Here is a 15,016-nt window from a genome sequence, read left to right on the forward strand (position 1 = left end):
CTAGCAGGTCTGCGGATCGCAGTCATGCGGCACGAGTATGACCCGCTGCCTACCCCTTGCCTCAGTACCTTCCGAACGCGATCGCCACGTTGTGCCCACCGAAACCGAACGAGTTGTTGATCGCGTAGTCGATGCGGCCATGCCGCGCGCCGCCCTTGACGACGTCCAGGTCGACCTCGGGGTCCTGGTTCTCCAGATTCAGCGTCGGCGGGACGATGCCGTCGCGCACGCTCAGCACGGTGAGCACCGACTCCAGCGCGCCGACCGCGCCGATCGAATGGCCGAGCGCGGATTTCGGCGCGTAGACCGACGCGTGCGAGCCGACCGCCTTGCCGATCGCCAGCGCCTCGGCGGTGTCGCCGATCGGGGTCGCGGTGGCGTGCGCGTTGATATGCGCGACATCGCTTTTCGTCAGACCGGCGGTGTGCAGCGCCCTGGTCATCGCGCGCGCGGCGCCGGTGCCCTCCGGGTCGGGAGCGACGAGGTGGAAGCCGTCGGAGGTGACGCCTGCGCCGAGCAGCCGGGCGTGGATGGTCGCGCCGCGGGCCTTGGCGTGTTCCTCGGTCTCCAGCACCATCATCGCCCCAGCCTCGCCGAAGACGAATCCGTCGCGGTCCACGTCGAACGGCCGCGAGGCCGCCTTCGGATCGTCGTTGCGGGTGCTCATCGCCCGCATCATGGTGAACGCCGCGATCGGAAGCGCCTGGATGGAGCCCTCCACGCCACCGGTGACGACCATGTCCGCGTCGCCCATCACGATCATCTTCCAGGCGTTGGCGATCGCCTCCGAGCCGGACGAGCACGCCGAGACCGGTGTGCAGACCCCCGCCCGCGCACCGACTTCGATGCCGACGCACGCGGCCGGGCCGTTCGGCATGATCCACTGCACCGCCAGCGGCGAGACTTTGCGGTAGCCGCCGTTGTGCAACTTGTCGCGCTGGTCGATCATGGCCTCCGCGCCGCCGAGGCCGGTGCCGACGGAGACGCCGAGCCGATCCCGATCCACCTCGGGACTGCCCGCATTGCGCCAGACCTCGCGGGCGAGCACGGTGGCCATCTGCTCCACGTACGCCAGCATGCGGACCTCGTCGGGGGACAGGGCGGTATCGGGGGCCACCTTCAGGTGCCCGCCGATACGCACCGGCAACTCGAACTGGTCGATGAACGGATCCTCGAGGACATCTATGCCGCTCTCGCCGTTCAACAACCCCTTCCAGGTGGAGTCGACATCACCCGCGATCGAAGTGGTCGCCGCGAGGCTGGTCACCACGACATCGGGGAAGTTGCCACGCTTGGTGGACGGAGACTGCATCAGGACTCACTTTCCTGGCGTTCGCATGGGTGTTCCGGGAACTGCGCGCCGACGCCGTCGGCGTCGGAAGGCCAAGCGGAAGAGCAGGAGAAGCAGCCGTGATCTAGATTCGGCCGATTGGGATTATCGAGGAGGCCGAGCTAATCCGCAGCAAGACGCGCGAATCGACACGGTGGCCGCGACCGCCGAGTCGACGCGTACCGGCGGTCCTGCCGGTGGTCCGCGCGGACGGGCTCGAGTAACGTGCTGTGCGGGGCACGGAGCGCGGACGTGTTGGCGCCCGTCGTGGAATCGCGAGAAGGGATGACTGTGACGGGCGGGCGGATGGTCGGGCTGTTCGCCGGGATCGGCGGGCTCGAGCTCGGTCTCGCCGAGCACGGCTGGCGTTCCGAACTGCTCTGCGAGATCGACGCGGGCGCTCAGGCGGTGCTCGCCGCGCACTTCACCGACGTCCCGCTGCATTCCGACATCACCCGGCTGCGCGGCATTCCCGCGGGCACCGAACTCGTCGCGGCCGGGTTTCCCTGCCAGGACCTCTCGCAAGCGGGCCGCACCGCGGGCATCACCGGCCAGCGCTCGGGCCTGGTCGACGAGGTGTTCCGTCTGGTGCGCCGCAAGCGCGGGCCGCGCTGGCTGCTGATCGAGAACGTCCCGTTCATGCTGCAATTGGGCCGCGGTGCGGCCATGCGGCACATCACCGAGGCGTTGGACGAACTCGGCTACACCTGGGCATACCGCGTCGTCGACGCGCGCGCTTTCGGCCTGCCGCAGCGCCGCCAGCGCGTGCTGATGCTGGCCTCGCGCACCGAGGATCCGCGCCGCGTGCTCTTCGGCGACGACGCGGGACCGCTCGACCTCGGTGACGCGGACAGCGACCCCTGCGGGTTCTACTGGACCGAGGGCGTGCGCGGGCTCGGCTGGGCGGTGAACGCGGTGCCCACCCTGAAAGGCGGGTCGGCGCTGGGCATCGCGAGCCCGCCCGCCGTGCGACTGCCGTCGGGCGAGATCGTGACACCCGGCCTGGTCGACGGAGAACGGTTGCAGGGCTTCGCCGCCGACTGGACCGCGCCCGCCACCACGGTCCGCGGCATCCGGCATGGACACCGCTGGAAACTGATCGGCAACGCGGTGAGCGTGCGGATGGCGGCCTGGGTCGGCGCGCGACTCGCCGCGCCGCTGGATCCGATTCCGCACGATCGGGTCCTGCTGACCGGTCAGCCGTGGCCGACGGCGGCGTGGGGCCGGGGCGGAACGGCCTACCGCGTGCCGGTGTCCACCTGGCCGGTGCACGAGCCGTACGAGGACCTGAAGAACTTCCTCACCGATTCGCGCCTGCTCTCCGCGCGCGCGACCGCGGGATTCCTGCGGCGGGCGGGAATGGGCTCGCTGCGGTTCCCCGACGGTTTCCTCACCGACGTGGAGAACCACCTGGACCGCATGGGCGGCTGGGCGGCCTGAGCCGATGATCGAACGCCCACGCACCGATGCCGCGACCAGCGCCCGGCTGGCCAGGCAGCAGCGCAGCGGGACCGCGCCGGAACTGGCCCTGCGCCGCGAACTGCACCGGCGGGGGCTGCGCTATTTCGTGGACCGCGCGCCCCTTCGCGGCCAACGCCGCCGCGCCGACGTGGTCTTTCCGCGGCGCAAGGTCGCGGTGTACGTCGACGGATGCTTCTGGCACAGCTGCCCTGAGCACGCGACCTATCCGAAGAACAACGCCGAATGGTGGGCGACCAAGCTCGCGGGCAATGTCGCCCGCGATCGCGCCACCGACGCGACCCTGCACGCCGCCGGATGGCAGGTGGTGCGGATCTGGGAACACGAGAACCCGGCCGCGGCGGCCGATCGAGTGCAGGCCGCGCTGGGCCGGAAACCCGGCTGACGCAGGGGTTACCGGTGGCGCACGCGCACCAGTGTGCGCGGCGCGTTGGCGGCGAGATAACCCGACAGCACCATCGTCGCCATCATCGCCAAACCCGCTGCGGCTGTCGCGTATCCGATCATGGAAACCTCCTCGCTTCCACTCCAGACTTGCCGGACAACCTGACAGTAGCCTGTGCACCGCGTGTCGAAGTCGTGCGAACCGCGGGAAACACGCATCTTTCGCCTCGGACTCCGCACCGAACGGTTCGCCGACAATGGGCAGGGTGACCGACGACGGGAGCAGAATCGCCGAACGACGCGCGCAGATCGCGTCCTGGGTGATCGCCGCCGCGATCGCGATCGCCGGGCTCTGCTACTCGTCCTGGGTGCTGGAGTTCGTGCTGCCCATCGACGCCGACCCGGTGAACTCCTTCCTCAGCGAACTCGACGCCGAAGGCAAGCCCTACCGCGAGGTGTTCGGTACGGCGGACAAGATCGTCGGCGCGCTGCTCATCCCCGCAGCGCTCGCCGCGCTGCTGATCTTCCCTCGGCGCAGGCTGACCACCGTGGGCTGGGTGGCGCTGGCCTGCTTCGGCGCGGCGACCATCGCCGACGTGCTGCTCCCGCTGCGCGACTGCACCCCGGGCGAGCCGGGTTGCGGCGAGCGGGACGGGCTGTTCCCGCAGCTGCACCAGCCGCACGCGCTGACCAGCACGCTCGCGGTCACCTCGATCGCGGTCTCGGTCTTCGCGTTCAGCCTGGCGGCCTTCCGCTATCACCGCTGGCGGATCCTGCGCGAGTTCGGAGTTGTCGCGCTGGTCGCCGGGTCCGCGGCGACGGTGTGGATGCTGGTGGCCGACAACCTGTCCGGCGACTACGCGCTCGGCATCGCCCAGCGGATCCAGGTGGGGTCGATGTCGCTGTGGTTGCTCACGCTGGCCGTCGCGGTGGTCGTCGAGGGCAGGGAGTGGGCCGAACCGGTCGGCGGACCTTGACGGGTTCGCGTGGCTGGGGGGCTGTTCGAAATCAATGGTGGCAACGCCGGTTGGTCCTGAAGCATGCTGTCGTCATGGCAGAGCGCGTGAACATCTCCTCGGAATCCGAGTTCGAAGACGTTGTCGGCTACTCGCGGGCGGTGCGCATCGGCGACTTCGTCGCGGTCAGCGGGACCACCGCGGCGGGACCGGGCGGGACCGCCGTCGGAGGCGACGACATCCTCGAGCAGACCAGGGAAACCTTGCGCCGCATCGCCGTTGCGCTCGACCAGGCCGGGGCGCGACTGGCCGACGTCGTCCGCACGCGGATCTTCGTCACCGACATCGCGCGGTGGCCGGAGGTCGCCGCCGCGCACGCCGAAGTGTTCGGATCGATCCGGCCCGCCGCGTCGATGTACCAAGTGCAGGCCCTGATCACGCCTGCCCTGCTGGTCGAGATCGAAGCCGACGCGGTCGTCACCGATCAGCGCCTCGATCGGCTCGTCGCCGAGTAGTCCTGCGGCCGTGCGCGGTTCGACGGACCTCGCCCGGCCGCGCCCACTAAGGTCGAGAGCGTGACCAGCGACGCGCAGGATCCCACGCCGCACGAACTGCTCGACCAGGTCGCCGACGCGACCGCCCGGTTGCTCGACACCGCACGCGGTCTGGGCGACGGCGACGTCATCGACCCCTCGCTGCTGCCGGGGTGGACTCGCGGGCACGTGCTCGCCCACCTCGCGCGCAACGCCGACAGCCTGCTCAACCTCCTGATCTGGGCCCGCACCGGCATCGAGACACCGCAATACGCGAGCCCGTTCCTGCGCGAGTTCGACATCGACGCGGGCGCGCCGCGGCCGATCGCCGAACAACTTCGCGACATCGAAGCCGCCGCCGACCGCTGGTCGGCCCTCGCCACGACAGCGCCGCCGGAAGCCTGGACCGCCACCGTCCGCACCCGCCAGGGCCGCGCCATCCCCGCGGCCGAAATCCCGTGGATGCGGCTGCTCGAAGTCGAAATCCACCACGTAGACCTCGCCGCCCCCTACAGTCCCGCCGACTGGCCCGCCTCCTTCGTCACCCGCGCCCTACCCCGCGTCGCAGGCGACATCGCCAACCTCCTCACCCCCGACATCCCACCTTTCGACATCCAAGCCACCGACCTCGACTTCACCACCTCCCTCACCCCCGGCGCCCCTACCCACACCGTCCTCGGCCCGGCCGCCTCCCTGCTCGCCTGGCTCACCGGCCGCTCCCCCGGCCGGGATCTGTCCGGCCCGCTGCCGGAGCTCCCCGCCTGGCGCTGAGCGGCGTCACCGATCCGGCCGAGTGAACCACTCGACGCCATCGTTGACGGTCTTGACCAGCGTGCCGTTCTCGACCAGCTTGTCGACCAAGGAGATGGCCTGATCCGATCGGGCGCCCGTCCTGGCGAGTACCTGCGGCAGGTCGAGCTTGTCCGATCCGATCGTTTCGACGATGTCGCGTTTGCGCAGCGTGTCCAGCGCCGTGGCCACATTCAGCCGTCGCACGACACGCCCGTCCGCGAGCCGCGTCTTCTCGGCGGTCTCCAGCAACAGGGTTCGGACGTGGACGGCGTCGAGCGTGCGGGCGGTCGCCCAGACGATCAGCGCCGCGATGGCCGCTTCGATCTCCGCCGACGTGCCGGGCTGCACCGGGTCGACGATGACATCGACCGGCCCGGCATGGTCGACGGAACCCGCGATCAACAGGCGCCGCCGAGCAGCACCCGCGGCGTGCTCGACCCCCGAGGCCGCGGTACCGACGACGAGGTGGTCCCGGCCGTGCAGCATCGCCGCGTCCGAGACGTCGTCCACCACGACGATGTCCGCGCACGCCTGCTGGGCGAACCGATCTCGATCCGTCACGCCGTCGAGGGGAACCACTTCGGCGAATACGGCCGCGCTGTCGCCGGTTCCGAACAGCACCGCCCGCCCGGCGACGCCGCGTTCTCCGGCGAACTGGGTGATCGTGCGCGCGAGCTCACCGGCGGTGTCCGACGCCGCCCCGGCCAGCGCGAGCCGCAGCGGGCGCTTCGTCCTGCCCGGGTCCGTCGCCGCGGTGAACAGGTCCTGCGCGTCCACCGGTGCGGTTACCTCCTCGACGTTCTCGCGTGCGAGGGCCGCGAGCGCTTCCGCCGACGGAGGTGTGGCGAGTGCCCGCACTCGGTCGGCGAGCTGGTCCCACTGTTCGAGGCGCGACAGATCGGCGTACAGGCGCGAGAGGACGGCGGGTCCGAAGCGGACGAGGATCGGCTGATTGCTGCGGATCCACTGCCACACCTCGGGCCAGGCCAGCAGGTCCAGCCGTATTTCCCTGGTCCGCGACGGCATGTCGGGGCGGTCGGTCAGCCCGGCGACGCCGTTGGTCGAGGTGATCGCGACCCTGGCGGGCAGGCGGCGGTCCAGCAGTTCACTCAGCGCGCGCAACGCGGCGGCGCCGCGCTCGTCGCCCGCGAGCAGTTCCGCCTCGTCGACGGCGAGCACGAAGCGTGTGTGCTCGAGCTTGCCGAGCAGGTTTCCCCACAGATCGATCGGGTCCTTCGCCAGGCTGCCGCGTGGCAGTTTCATGCCGCTGTCCGTCATCGCGGCCGCCACGGCGTCGTGCAGTATCCCGACCGGGTTGTGATCCCGGCGCCTGCACTTGGACTCGTCGAGCAGCCAGCGAGCGGCGACGAACACCCGGACCACCTCGTCGTCGAGATCATCGAGCACGCGGTCCACGAACGCCGATTTACCGCTGCCCGCAACACCTTTGACGTGCAGTAGCCGGGCGGGCGTCTTTCCGCCCAGCACGTCGATGGCTTGGCGCAGCTCGGTCAGGCGCGAGATGAACCTCGGGTCGCCCTGCGCGATGCCGAACGGGCGGTAGACGCGCGGCCGCAACACGATCGGCCTGCCGCGGGTGCGCTTGTCGATCAGCGCGCCCGGCTCGTTGGCGCCGACGTGCAGCGTCGGCACCACCCAGTTCAGCAGTGCCCCACCGGAGAACTCGTCGGTCGCGATCGCCTGTCTGGCCAGGCGCAGCGCCGTAGCCACCGTGTGCCCGGCGGCGAGCGATTCGTAGAAAGAGCTGGTGAAGATCTTCTCGGTGCCGAACGGCAGCACCGTCTGCATGCCGATGACCATCGGGCAGACGTCGCGCACGAAGTAATCGGCGGTGGACATCTGACCACGCCAATCGTCGTCCGCGGCAGCGGCGGGGGCCCGCGCGGTCTCGCATCCCGCGAAGACCGCCAGCCGCAGGTCGGGTAGTTCGGAGAGAATTTTGCAGAGTTCCGCGTTGTGCACGAAACGGCCACGGCCGCTGGCGTCTTCGAGTTTGAAGCCGTTCGGCGCGGCATGCCCGAGGTAGTGGAATATCTGGAACCCGTCGGCTTGGCGGCGAATGGTCTGCCGGATTCGCTCGGTCGACGGACGGTCCTCGACGACGATGTTGAGCCTGCCCTGCCGCACGAGCGGTTGCAGCCCGTCGAGCAAGGCGCGCTTCGCCGCGTACAGGTCGAACAGCGCCTCCCGGTTCTGCTCACCGACCTTCGGCATCGGGCTCGACATGACGATCAGGACGTTCAACGGCGCCTCGATCGGGTCCGGCGCTTGCTGAACCGGGTAGGTGCGAAAGCGCCCGAGCCGCAGGATGTGCGTATCCCGAGCGCAGCCGAGGAAGTCGACCCCTCCGGCGATGCCGTCCTCCGGATCGAGCAGCAGCTCCCACGGCCAGGCGTTGACGTGCTGCGGCGCCGATTGGACGCGGACGAGCACCTGCGCCCCGGCGTGCCTGGCGGCGCCTCGGGTTCGCGCGAACAGATTGTCGATCTCGGGTACTTCGAAGATCAGTCGCGTCAGGACGCGCCCGATGTCGACGGCGGTCGATTCGACGCCGGAACAGGCATTGCGCACGACCGCGTTGAGCCACTCGGACGGCGCTTCGAAACCGTCCGGCAGGGTCCAGGTGGGCGGCGGGCGCGGCACGGCATACACCGCGCCCTGGGGCGAGGACGCCGAGACCCACACGCGCCCACCGGCATCCAGCACACTGATGTCGAATCGGTGGAAGGCCTGCGCGGGGTCCGACGGCATCGCTATCCCGGCCCTTCCGCACTGCGGGCGACCTCGTCGAGGTCTACCACGCTCACCAGATCGGTCACCGGATGGACGGTGTCGGCGGACACGGTCACCCGGTAGTCACCGGGGGGCAGGCTGGCCAGGGTGACCTGTCGCCAACCGTCGGACGCCTCGGTCAGCGGATACGTGCTGGACAGGCCACGGCCGAGATCCTCCACCGTCGCGACCAAGGCCGCCGCGGGGTCGACCGTTTTCGCGCGAACGACCATCGGCTCGTCGGTGGTGACGTCCTCCACCTCTAGCGCGACCGGGTCCTTGACGGCGGGGAAGACGTCGACGCCACCGAATTCGGCGGTACGCAGCACGCCGCCCACATGGTCGAGTACCGGATCGTCGTTCTGCAACGACCCGTGCTTCTGGCTCACGAACGAGGCATTGCGCCAGCCGTCCATCAGCTCGTGCGGGATCGCGGACACCTTCGGGACCGTGCCGTCGCCGCCGTCCTCGCCCGCGGCCTTGCGCGCCCACAGCACCTCGATCCGGCCGTCGGTGAGTCGCGCGGCCCACCGCGTCGGCTGGAAGTCGCCGATGACCGGCCGGATCTCGTAACCGGGTCCGGTTTCGGCGATCCGGTCGTCGACCTGCTTGCGCAAGCCGCGGTGCAGCTCGACGGCATCCCGCAGCCGGGCGGCGTCCACGCCGGTGCCACTCCAATCCAGGCTGGCGTCGTCGAGATTCAGCCACTTGCCGTCCGGCCCTGCCACGCAGCGGTACGACGGCAACAGCTGATACGCCGAGGTGAACGAGCGCAGCAGGTCGGAGAGGTCGACGTCGAACGGTCCCCAGCTCTTGCGGAACCCGTTCGCGAGGAAGTCGAGGGCGTTGATCGACCCGGAATAGGGCGTGCCGAAGGTGATCAACCTGCGGGTGTCCTTCCATCCGTCGAGCTGCTCCAGATAGAGCCGAGAGACGATGCCGCCCATCGAGTGCCCGATCAGGACCAGTTTCGCGTCGGCGGCACCGGACTTCTCCCGCCAGTTCCGCAGCCAGTCGTGCGCCGACCTGGCGAGTTTCGCCGCGGCCGCCCGGTTGTCGCGCCGCCAGTCGTAGGGGAACTCGAAGTAGTTCTCGCCCTCGACCGCCCCGAACCGCTCGACCAGCTGGTTGCGGAACCGGGTGTAGCCGTCGATCTTCCAATCCAGACCGGGCACGATGTGCAGATCCGGCACGACCCGCGTCGCGACGACGCCGTCCACGTCGGCGGCGGCGGGATCGTCGCCGTCCAGCCGCAGCTTCTTGATACTGCGCCCGAGGGACAACACGCCGCGCAGGACCGCGCCCGGCGTGGGAGCCCACAGCTCCTTGCCGTCGCGGGCCAGCACGGAACCGCCGATTCCGGGGATCAACACGACCACGTCCCGCATGACTGGCCTCCGTCCGATCGTCTGCGGAAGAGTTCGATCTTCATGGTCGCGCGTTTCGCGGGCGCGATCACGAGTACTCGACTACTCGAAAGCCGTGGTCAGACGGTGTGCGCGGGCGCCAGGGCGTCACCCGGTGGATACCGGCCCCGGACCCGATCCCCACGCCCGGCCCGCCTCCCCAAGACTCCCGCACCCCCACCCCTCGGGCACGCGTACTCCGCTACCCGCGTTCTCGGATATCCACTACGCATACCCACCGGTCGGCCGCGACGGAGACCGGTACCGGCGCGCGACCATCACGGCCCGCTGACCGCGCAATCCCGCCCCCAAGCCTCCCGCCTGGCGTGACATCATCGTCGATCGGCCTAGCCGGAAATGCGAGAAGGCCTCTCCTTGTACAAAGGAGAGGCCTTCTGAAGAGTGCGCCCGAAGGGATTCGAACCCCTAACCTTCTGATCCGTAGTCAGATGCTCTATCCGTTGAGCTACGGGCGCATAGCGTTGTTCAGTTGTCACCCGGCGAACCGGGTGTGGCGGAGGCGAGAGGATTTGAACCTCCGGTCCCCGTGAAGGGACAACTCATTAGCAGTGAGTCCCATTCGGCCGCTCTGGCACGCCTCCTGGAGCCTTCTCTTCGAGGGCACCGGTCCTTTCGAACCGCCGAGCATGAAGGTTACATGACCCAACGACCAGATAACAAAACGCCTGGTTATCAGCGTAAGTTGCTGTCGAACCAGTCGAAGATCCTGGTTTGGGAAGCGATGGCGGTGGCGTTGTCGTCGTCATCGGCGCCGGGGTTGTCGGCGCGGTGGTGCAGACCGGGGTAGGAGACCACCAGGCTGGCTACGGAGGCGCGGGCGGCGGCGTCGCGCAGCCGGTCGACGTCGGCGGGCGGGGTGGCCGGGTCGTCGGAGCCGAACAGACCGAGCCAGGGGGCCTGGAGGTTGGGGGCGACGCGCAAGAGGGCATCGGCCTCGTCGGTGAGCGGTTCGGTGATGCCCGCGGCGGCGATGCTGACCGCGGCGCCGATCGGGCGGTTGGTGGCGACGAGGAAGGCGGCGGTGCCCGCGTGGTCGAAGCCGAGCACGCCGATGCAGTCGGGGAAGACGCCGCGCCTGGTCAGCCAGTCGAAGCAGGCGTCGAAATCTTCGAAGAGCTCGTCGCCGAAAACCTCGTGCGGGGGCTCCTCGCCGTTGGCCCGGTGGAACAGATTGGGCGCGACGACCGTCCAACCCTCGGTCGCCAGCGCCCGCATGAACTCCAGCAGTGCGCCGCTGAACTCCCGGGATTCGTGCAGCACCACGATTCCGCCGCGCGAGTTGCCCTCCGGTTCGATCACGGTGATGGGCACCCGGCTGCCTTCGGTGGGGCGCTGCTCGAGGTCGTCGCCACCGCGTAGCGGGGCGATATCGTCATAAATGCCCGACATGAAACCAGCGTAGGGCGAGCCGCTGTTCTTCGCGAGAATTTGCACGTGAGCAGCCATTACCCGCAACTTTTCCGGTACGGAAGGGGCGATTCCGGCCTGGGGAATCGGCTCGTGGGCGGACCTCAGGTGGGGACCGGACTCCCTGCTGTCGCCGATTAGGGTGGAGGGGTGACACCGCGCATCCGTCCCGACCTCTCCGCCATCCCGGCCTACACCCCCGGCCGCAGCCACCCGGGCGCGGTCAAGCTGGCCAGCAACGAGACCACGCTGCCGCCGCTCCCCGCGGCGGCGAAGGCGATCGCCGAGGCCGCGGAGCTCGCGCACCGGTACCCGGACAATCAGGCGGCCGACCTGCGCGCCGCGCTCGCCGAGTTCCTCGGGGTCACGCCCGCGCACGTGGCGGTGGGCTGCGGCAGCGTCGCGCTGTGCCAGGAGCTGGTTCAGATCACCTGCGCCGCACCGACCGACGAGGTGCTGTTCGCCTGGCGCTCGTTCGAGGCGTATCCGATCGTCACCCAGGTGGGCAACGCGACGGCCGTGCAGGTGCCGCTGACGCCGGAGCTCACGCACGACCTGGACGCGATGGCGGCCGCGGTGACCGAGCGCACCCGGCTGATCTTCGTCTGCAACCCGAACAACCCGACCGGCACCGCGCACGGCCGCGAGGCGCTGATCCGCTTCCTGGACGCGGTCCCCTCGCACGTGCTCGTCGTGCTGGACGAGGCGTACTACGAGTACCTGCGCCTCACACCGCAGGACCGCCCGGACGGCGTCGAGCTGGGCCGCACCCGGCCGAATGTGGTTGTGCTGCGCACCTTCTCGAAGGCGTACGGTCTGGCGGGCCTGCGGGTCGGCTACGCGGTCGGCGATCCGGAGGTGATCGCGGCGCTGATGAAGGTGCACATCCCGTTCAGCGTGAACCGGGTGGCGCAAGCCGCCGCGATCGCCTCGCTGGAGGCGCGCCTCGAGCTGCTGGACCGCACCGACGCGGTGGTCCTGGAGCGCGACCGGATGCGGGCGGCGCTGCTCGCGGCGGGCTACTCGGTGCCGCCGAGCGAGACGAACTTCGTCTGGCTGCCGCTGGGCGCGCGCAGCGCGGAGTTCGGCGAGGCGAGCGCGGAAGCGGGCGTGCTGGTGCGGCCGTACGGCGCCGACGGCGTGCGGGTCACCGTCGGCGACTCGCACGAGAACGACCAGTTCCTCGCCTTCGCCACCGATCCCGGCGTCCTGGCCCGCTTTCTCTGACAGCGGCGGGCCCGGACCGATTCCGCGAACTGCGGCGCGTCAGACCGACGAACCCCCGCGCGGCGTCAGCGGATCGCGGGGTAGATCGTCGACCATGACGTGGCGAGCTCGTCGCCCCAATACGGCCACGAATGCGTCCCGGTGGCACGGAAATTCGCGGTTACCGGAATCCGGAGCGAGGTGAACCGGTCGACCAGCCTGCGGGTGCACGCGTTGGTCGCCGCCTCCAGCGGTCCGCCGAAGGCGATGGTGCTGACCAGATCCGGGTTGCCCGGCGCGTCGTACTTGCCCGGTAGACCGCTGCCGACGGACAGGTAGATCGCCTTGCCGCGCAACGCTTCCGCGTGCAGCAGCACGTCGTGGGCGAGCCAGTCCGGGTCGTTCTCGTCGCCGAACATGTTGTCCGGCTCGCCCTGATAGGTGGCCACCACGGCACGCGCCTGGGCCTGGCCCATATCGGTGCCCGTGGAGAAGCAGCCGCTGTGCGCGGCCACGGCGCGGTAGAGCTCCGGCCTGCGGAAGGAGAGCATCATCGCGGCCTCGGCGCCCATCGAGACGCCCATGATCGCGTTGCGCCCGTTGCCGTCGAACTCCGCGTCGATGAGCGGCGGGAGTTCCCTGGTCAGGAAGGTCTCCCACTGGTTGGTGCCGAGCACCGGGTCGGGCCGCTGCCAGTCGGTGTAGAAGCTGGCCGGGCCGCCGACGGTGAGCACCACGTTCACGTCTTTGTCTTCGAAGAACCGGTCGGCCTTGCCGAGCTCGATCCAATTGTTGGTGTCGGGTTCGGCGCTGCGCCCGTCCAGCATGTAGACGGTTGGCCTGCTGCGGCTCTGGTCACGCGGCAGCAGCACCTGCACCTGCACGGTGCGGCTCATCGCGGGCGACTTCACGAATACGCGCACCCGGCGGTCGGTGATCGGTTCGATGCGCTCGATCGCGGGCGTGGCGGGCGCCGCCGTGGTGGGCTCGGCCGGAGCGGGTCCGTCGGAGGAGCCGGTGCTCGGCTTGTCGGGCGCGGCCATCGAGAGAGGCGCGCCTGCGCCGAAAGCACCGATGAGCAATGCGGCGCTCATGGCGACGACTGCGAGCCGTCGCCGCGCCCAACGCCGAGACAGCATGCTTGCCATGGTGCCAGAACGCGGGCCGCCATCTCGAGTCCCTGCCCACATTCGAAAGATTTGTGACGAGCGCCACTTTCACGATCCGGGCGTTCACGATTGTTTCGAATTCGGGCACACCGCCAGCACACCGGCCTTACGCTCCCACTCGGGCGATTCTTCAGGCGTCGATGGGGACCGCGATGACCGCACACAGCCGTGACCCCGGCAGAGGTCGGCCTTCCGCGCGCCCGCGTCCACACCGTCCGATCGGTTTTCCGGCTACGCAGAGGCTAATTCGGCGAGTCTTGCTAACGCCGGACCGCGCGCCACCGACCAGACGGGTGTGTCCGACGCGCCCCCGCGCGCGAATTCTCTGCTCGATCGTTGTGTCCGTCTGTTTCGCCGCAGTACCTGATGCCCGACCGGAGAAAAGATCGTGAACCACGTGTTGCCCGTTCCGCCGCTCGAAAACACCGCCGACACCGTGCCTTTGGATATGGCGCTGGCCCGTCGCCTGCGCGAGTGCGACGACTTCTACCGACAACCCGAACTCGCCCACCTCTGTGCGCAGCGCCGCCGCACCGCGCTGGAACAGCTGCGCCAGACCGGCACTTACCTACAGACCGCCGAGGAGATTTTGATCGGGGCCAAGCTGGCTTGGCGTAATCACGCCCGCTGTGTCGGCCGAAAGCATTGGCGCTCACTGAAACTGCTCGACGCGCGGCGGGTGCGCTCGGCGCGCGACCTGGCCGAGGTGTGCTGGCAGCACCTGCACATGGCGACCAACGGCGGCGCGGTGCAGTCCATGATCACCGTCGGTCCGCCGCGCCAGGGTGACGGGCGCGAGTACCGCATCGTCAGTCCGCAGTTGCTGCGCTACGCGGGCTACCGCAACGGCGACGGGACGGTCACCGGCGACGCCGCCAATGTCGCGATCACCGAGTTCGCCAGGAAGCTCGGCTGGCGCGGCGCGGGCACGCCGTTCGACATCCTGCCGGTGCTGATCAGCACGCCCGACGAACCGATCAGGTGGTTCGACGTGCCGAGGGAGCTGGCGCGCGAGGTGCACATCGAGCATCCCGACTTCGACTGGTTCGCCGGGCTCGGCTTGAAATGGCATGCGGTGCCCGCTGTTTCCAACATGAATCTGGAGATCGGCGGCGTGACCTACCCGTTCGCGCCGTTCAACGGCTGGTACGTCGGCGCCGAGATCGGCGCGCGCAATCTCAGCGACACCAACCGCTACAACATGCTCCCGCTGATCGCCGACATGATGGGCCTGGACACCTCGCATCCGCGCACCCTCTGGCGCGACCAGGCCCTCGTCGAACTGAATCGCGCTGTGCTGCACAGTTATCGCAAGTCAGGCGTGCACATCGTCGACCACCACACCGTCGCGAAACAGTTCTGCGACCACGTGGCGAAGGAGCAGGCGGCGGGCCGCGCCTGCCCCACCGATTGGAGCTGGATCAACCCGCCGATCTCGGCCGGCCTCACCCCGACCTTCCACCGCTACTTCGACCCGCCCGACGACAACTTGCGCCCCAACTTCGTCCGCCGCGAAACCACCTGAGGCCTCGCCGGTCCG

At 69.4% G+C, this 15,016-nt stretch carries 12 protein-coding genes and 2 tRNA genes; 7 read left to right on the top strand and 7 right to left on the bottom strand.

All coding sequences use genetic code 11. From position 1 onward, the window contains the following. Positions 1-61: 61 nt before the first annotated feature. On the bottom strand, positions 62-1,312 hold the full coding sequence (locus ABZV58_RS00740; protein ID WP_354998094.1) for a KasA/KasB family beta-ketoacyl-ACP synthase: 1,251 nt from the start codon (positions 1,310-1,312) through the stop codon (positions 62-64). A 303-nt stretch (positions 1,313-1,615) separates the two neighbouring features. Here ABZV58_RS00740 and dcm point away from each other — a divergent pair, with 303 nt between their 5' ends. The 5 genes from dcm to ABZV58_RS00765 all read left to right on the top strand — a co-directional run bounded on the left by dcm (position 1,616) and on the right by ABZV58_RS00765 (position 5,453). After that, positions 1,616-2,770 carry a DNA (cytosine-5-)-methyltransferase gene (gene dcm, locus ABZV58_RS00745; protein WP_354998095.1) on the top strand — a complete coding sequence of 385 codons (1,155 nt, stop codon included), beginning with the start codon at positions 1,616-1,618 and terminating at the stop codon, positions 2,768-2,770. Positions 2,771-2,774: 4 nt separating this feature from the next. Further along, positions 2,775-3,194, top strand: a complete 420-nt coding sequence (locus ABZV58_RS00750) for a very short patch repair endonuclease (protein ID WP_354998096.1) — start codon at positions 2,775-2,777, stop codon at positions 3,192-3,194. Between the two features lie 265 nt (positions 3,195-3,459). Then, positions 3,460-4,170 carry a DUF998 domain-containing protein gene (locus ABZV58_RS00755; RefSeq protein WP_354998097.1) on the top strand — a complete coding sequence of 237 codons (711 nt, stop codon included), beginning with the start codon at positions 3,460-3,462 and terminating at the stop codon, positions 4,168-4,170. 74 nt (positions 4,171-4,244) lie between these two features. Continuing rightward, positions 4,245-4,664 (top strand): RidA family protein, encoded by a 420-nt coding sequence (locus ABZV58_RS00760; RefSeq protein ID WP_354998098.1) that lies wholly within the window; start codon positions 4,245-4,247, stop codon positions 4,662-4,664. Between the two features lie 60 nt (positions 4,665-4,724). Next, complete coding sequence (locus ABZV58_RS00765; protein ID WP_354998099.1) at positions 4,725-5,453, top strand: maleylpyruvate isomerase family mycothiol-dependent enzyme; 729 nt, start codon at positions 4,725-4,727, stop codon at positions 5,451-5,453. 6 nt (positions 5,454-5,459) lie between these two features. On the opposite strand, the gene ABZV58_RS00770 is transcribed toward ABZV58_RS00765, so the two are convergent. The 5 genes from ABZV58_RS00770 to ABZV58_RS00790 all read right to left on the bottom strand — a co-directional run bounded on the left by ABZV58_RS00770 (position 5,460) and on the right by ABZV58_RS00790 (position 11,083). Continuing rightward, entirely contained in the window at positions 5,460-8,246 is a 2,787-nt protein-coding gene (locus ABZV58_RS00770; RefSeq protein ID WP_354998100.1) for a CHAT domain-containing protein, read from the bottom strand. A gap of 2 nt (positions 8,247-8,248) precedes the next feature. Further along, entirely contained in the window at positions 8,249-9,655 is a 1,407-nt protein-coding gene (locus ABZV58_RS00775; RefSeq protein ID WP_354998101.1) for a hypothetical protein, read from the bottom strand. 421 nt (positions 9,656-10,076) lie between these two features. Beyond that, a tRNA-Arg gene (locus ABZV58_RS00780) sits at positions 10,077-10,149 on the bottom strand. Positions 10,150-10,185: 36 nt separating this feature from the next. After that, positions 10,186-10,275 (bottom strand) — tRNA-Ser (locus ABZV58_RS00785). A gap of 91 nt (positions 10,276-10,366) precedes the next feature. Next, the gene (locus ABZV58_RS00790; RefSeq protein ID WP_354998102.1) at positions 10,367-11,083 is read right to left on the bottom strand and encodes a dienelactone hydrolase family protein; all 717 of its coding nucleotides are present in this window, start codon (positions 11,081-11,083) and stop codon (positions 10,367-10,369) included. 168 nt (positions 11,084-11,251) lie between these two features. On the opposite strand from ABZV58_RS00790, the gene hisC reads away from it, so the two are divergent. Further along, on the top strand, positions 11,252-12,328 hold the full coding sequence (gene hisC, locus ABZV58_RS00795; protein WP_354998103.1) for a histidinol-phosphate transaminase: 1,077 nt from the start codon (positions 11,252-11,254) through the stop codon (positions 12,326-12,328). A 65-nt stretch (positions 12,329-12,393) separates the two neighbouring features. Here hisC and ABZV58_RS00800 read toward each other — a convergent pair whose 3' ends face one another. Further along, the gene (locus ABZV58_RS00800) at positions 12,394-13,446 is read right to left on the bottom strand and encodes an alpha/beta hydrolase family protein (protein WP_354998104.1); all 1,053 of its coding nucleotides are present in this window, start codon (positions 13,444-13,446) and stop codon (positions 12,394-12,396) included. Between the two features lie 478 nt (positions 13,447-13,924). Between ABZV58_RS00800 and ABZV58_RS00805 the strand changes: the two genes are divergently transcribed. Next, positions 13,925-15,001 carry a nitric oxide synthase oxygenase gene (locus ABZV58_RS00805; protein WP_354998986.1) on the top strand — a complete coding sequence of 359 codons (1,077 nt, stop codon included), beginning with the start codon at positions 13,925-13,927 and terminating at the stop codon, positions 14,999-15,001. Positions 15,002-15,016 lie beyond the last annotated feature (15 nt).

This window comes from Nocardia sp. NPDC004654 (assembly GCF_040609595.1).
In the GTDB taxonomy this organism is placed as follows: domain Bacteria; phylum Actinomycetota; class Actinomycetes; order Mycobacteriales; family Mycobacteriaceae; genus Nocardia.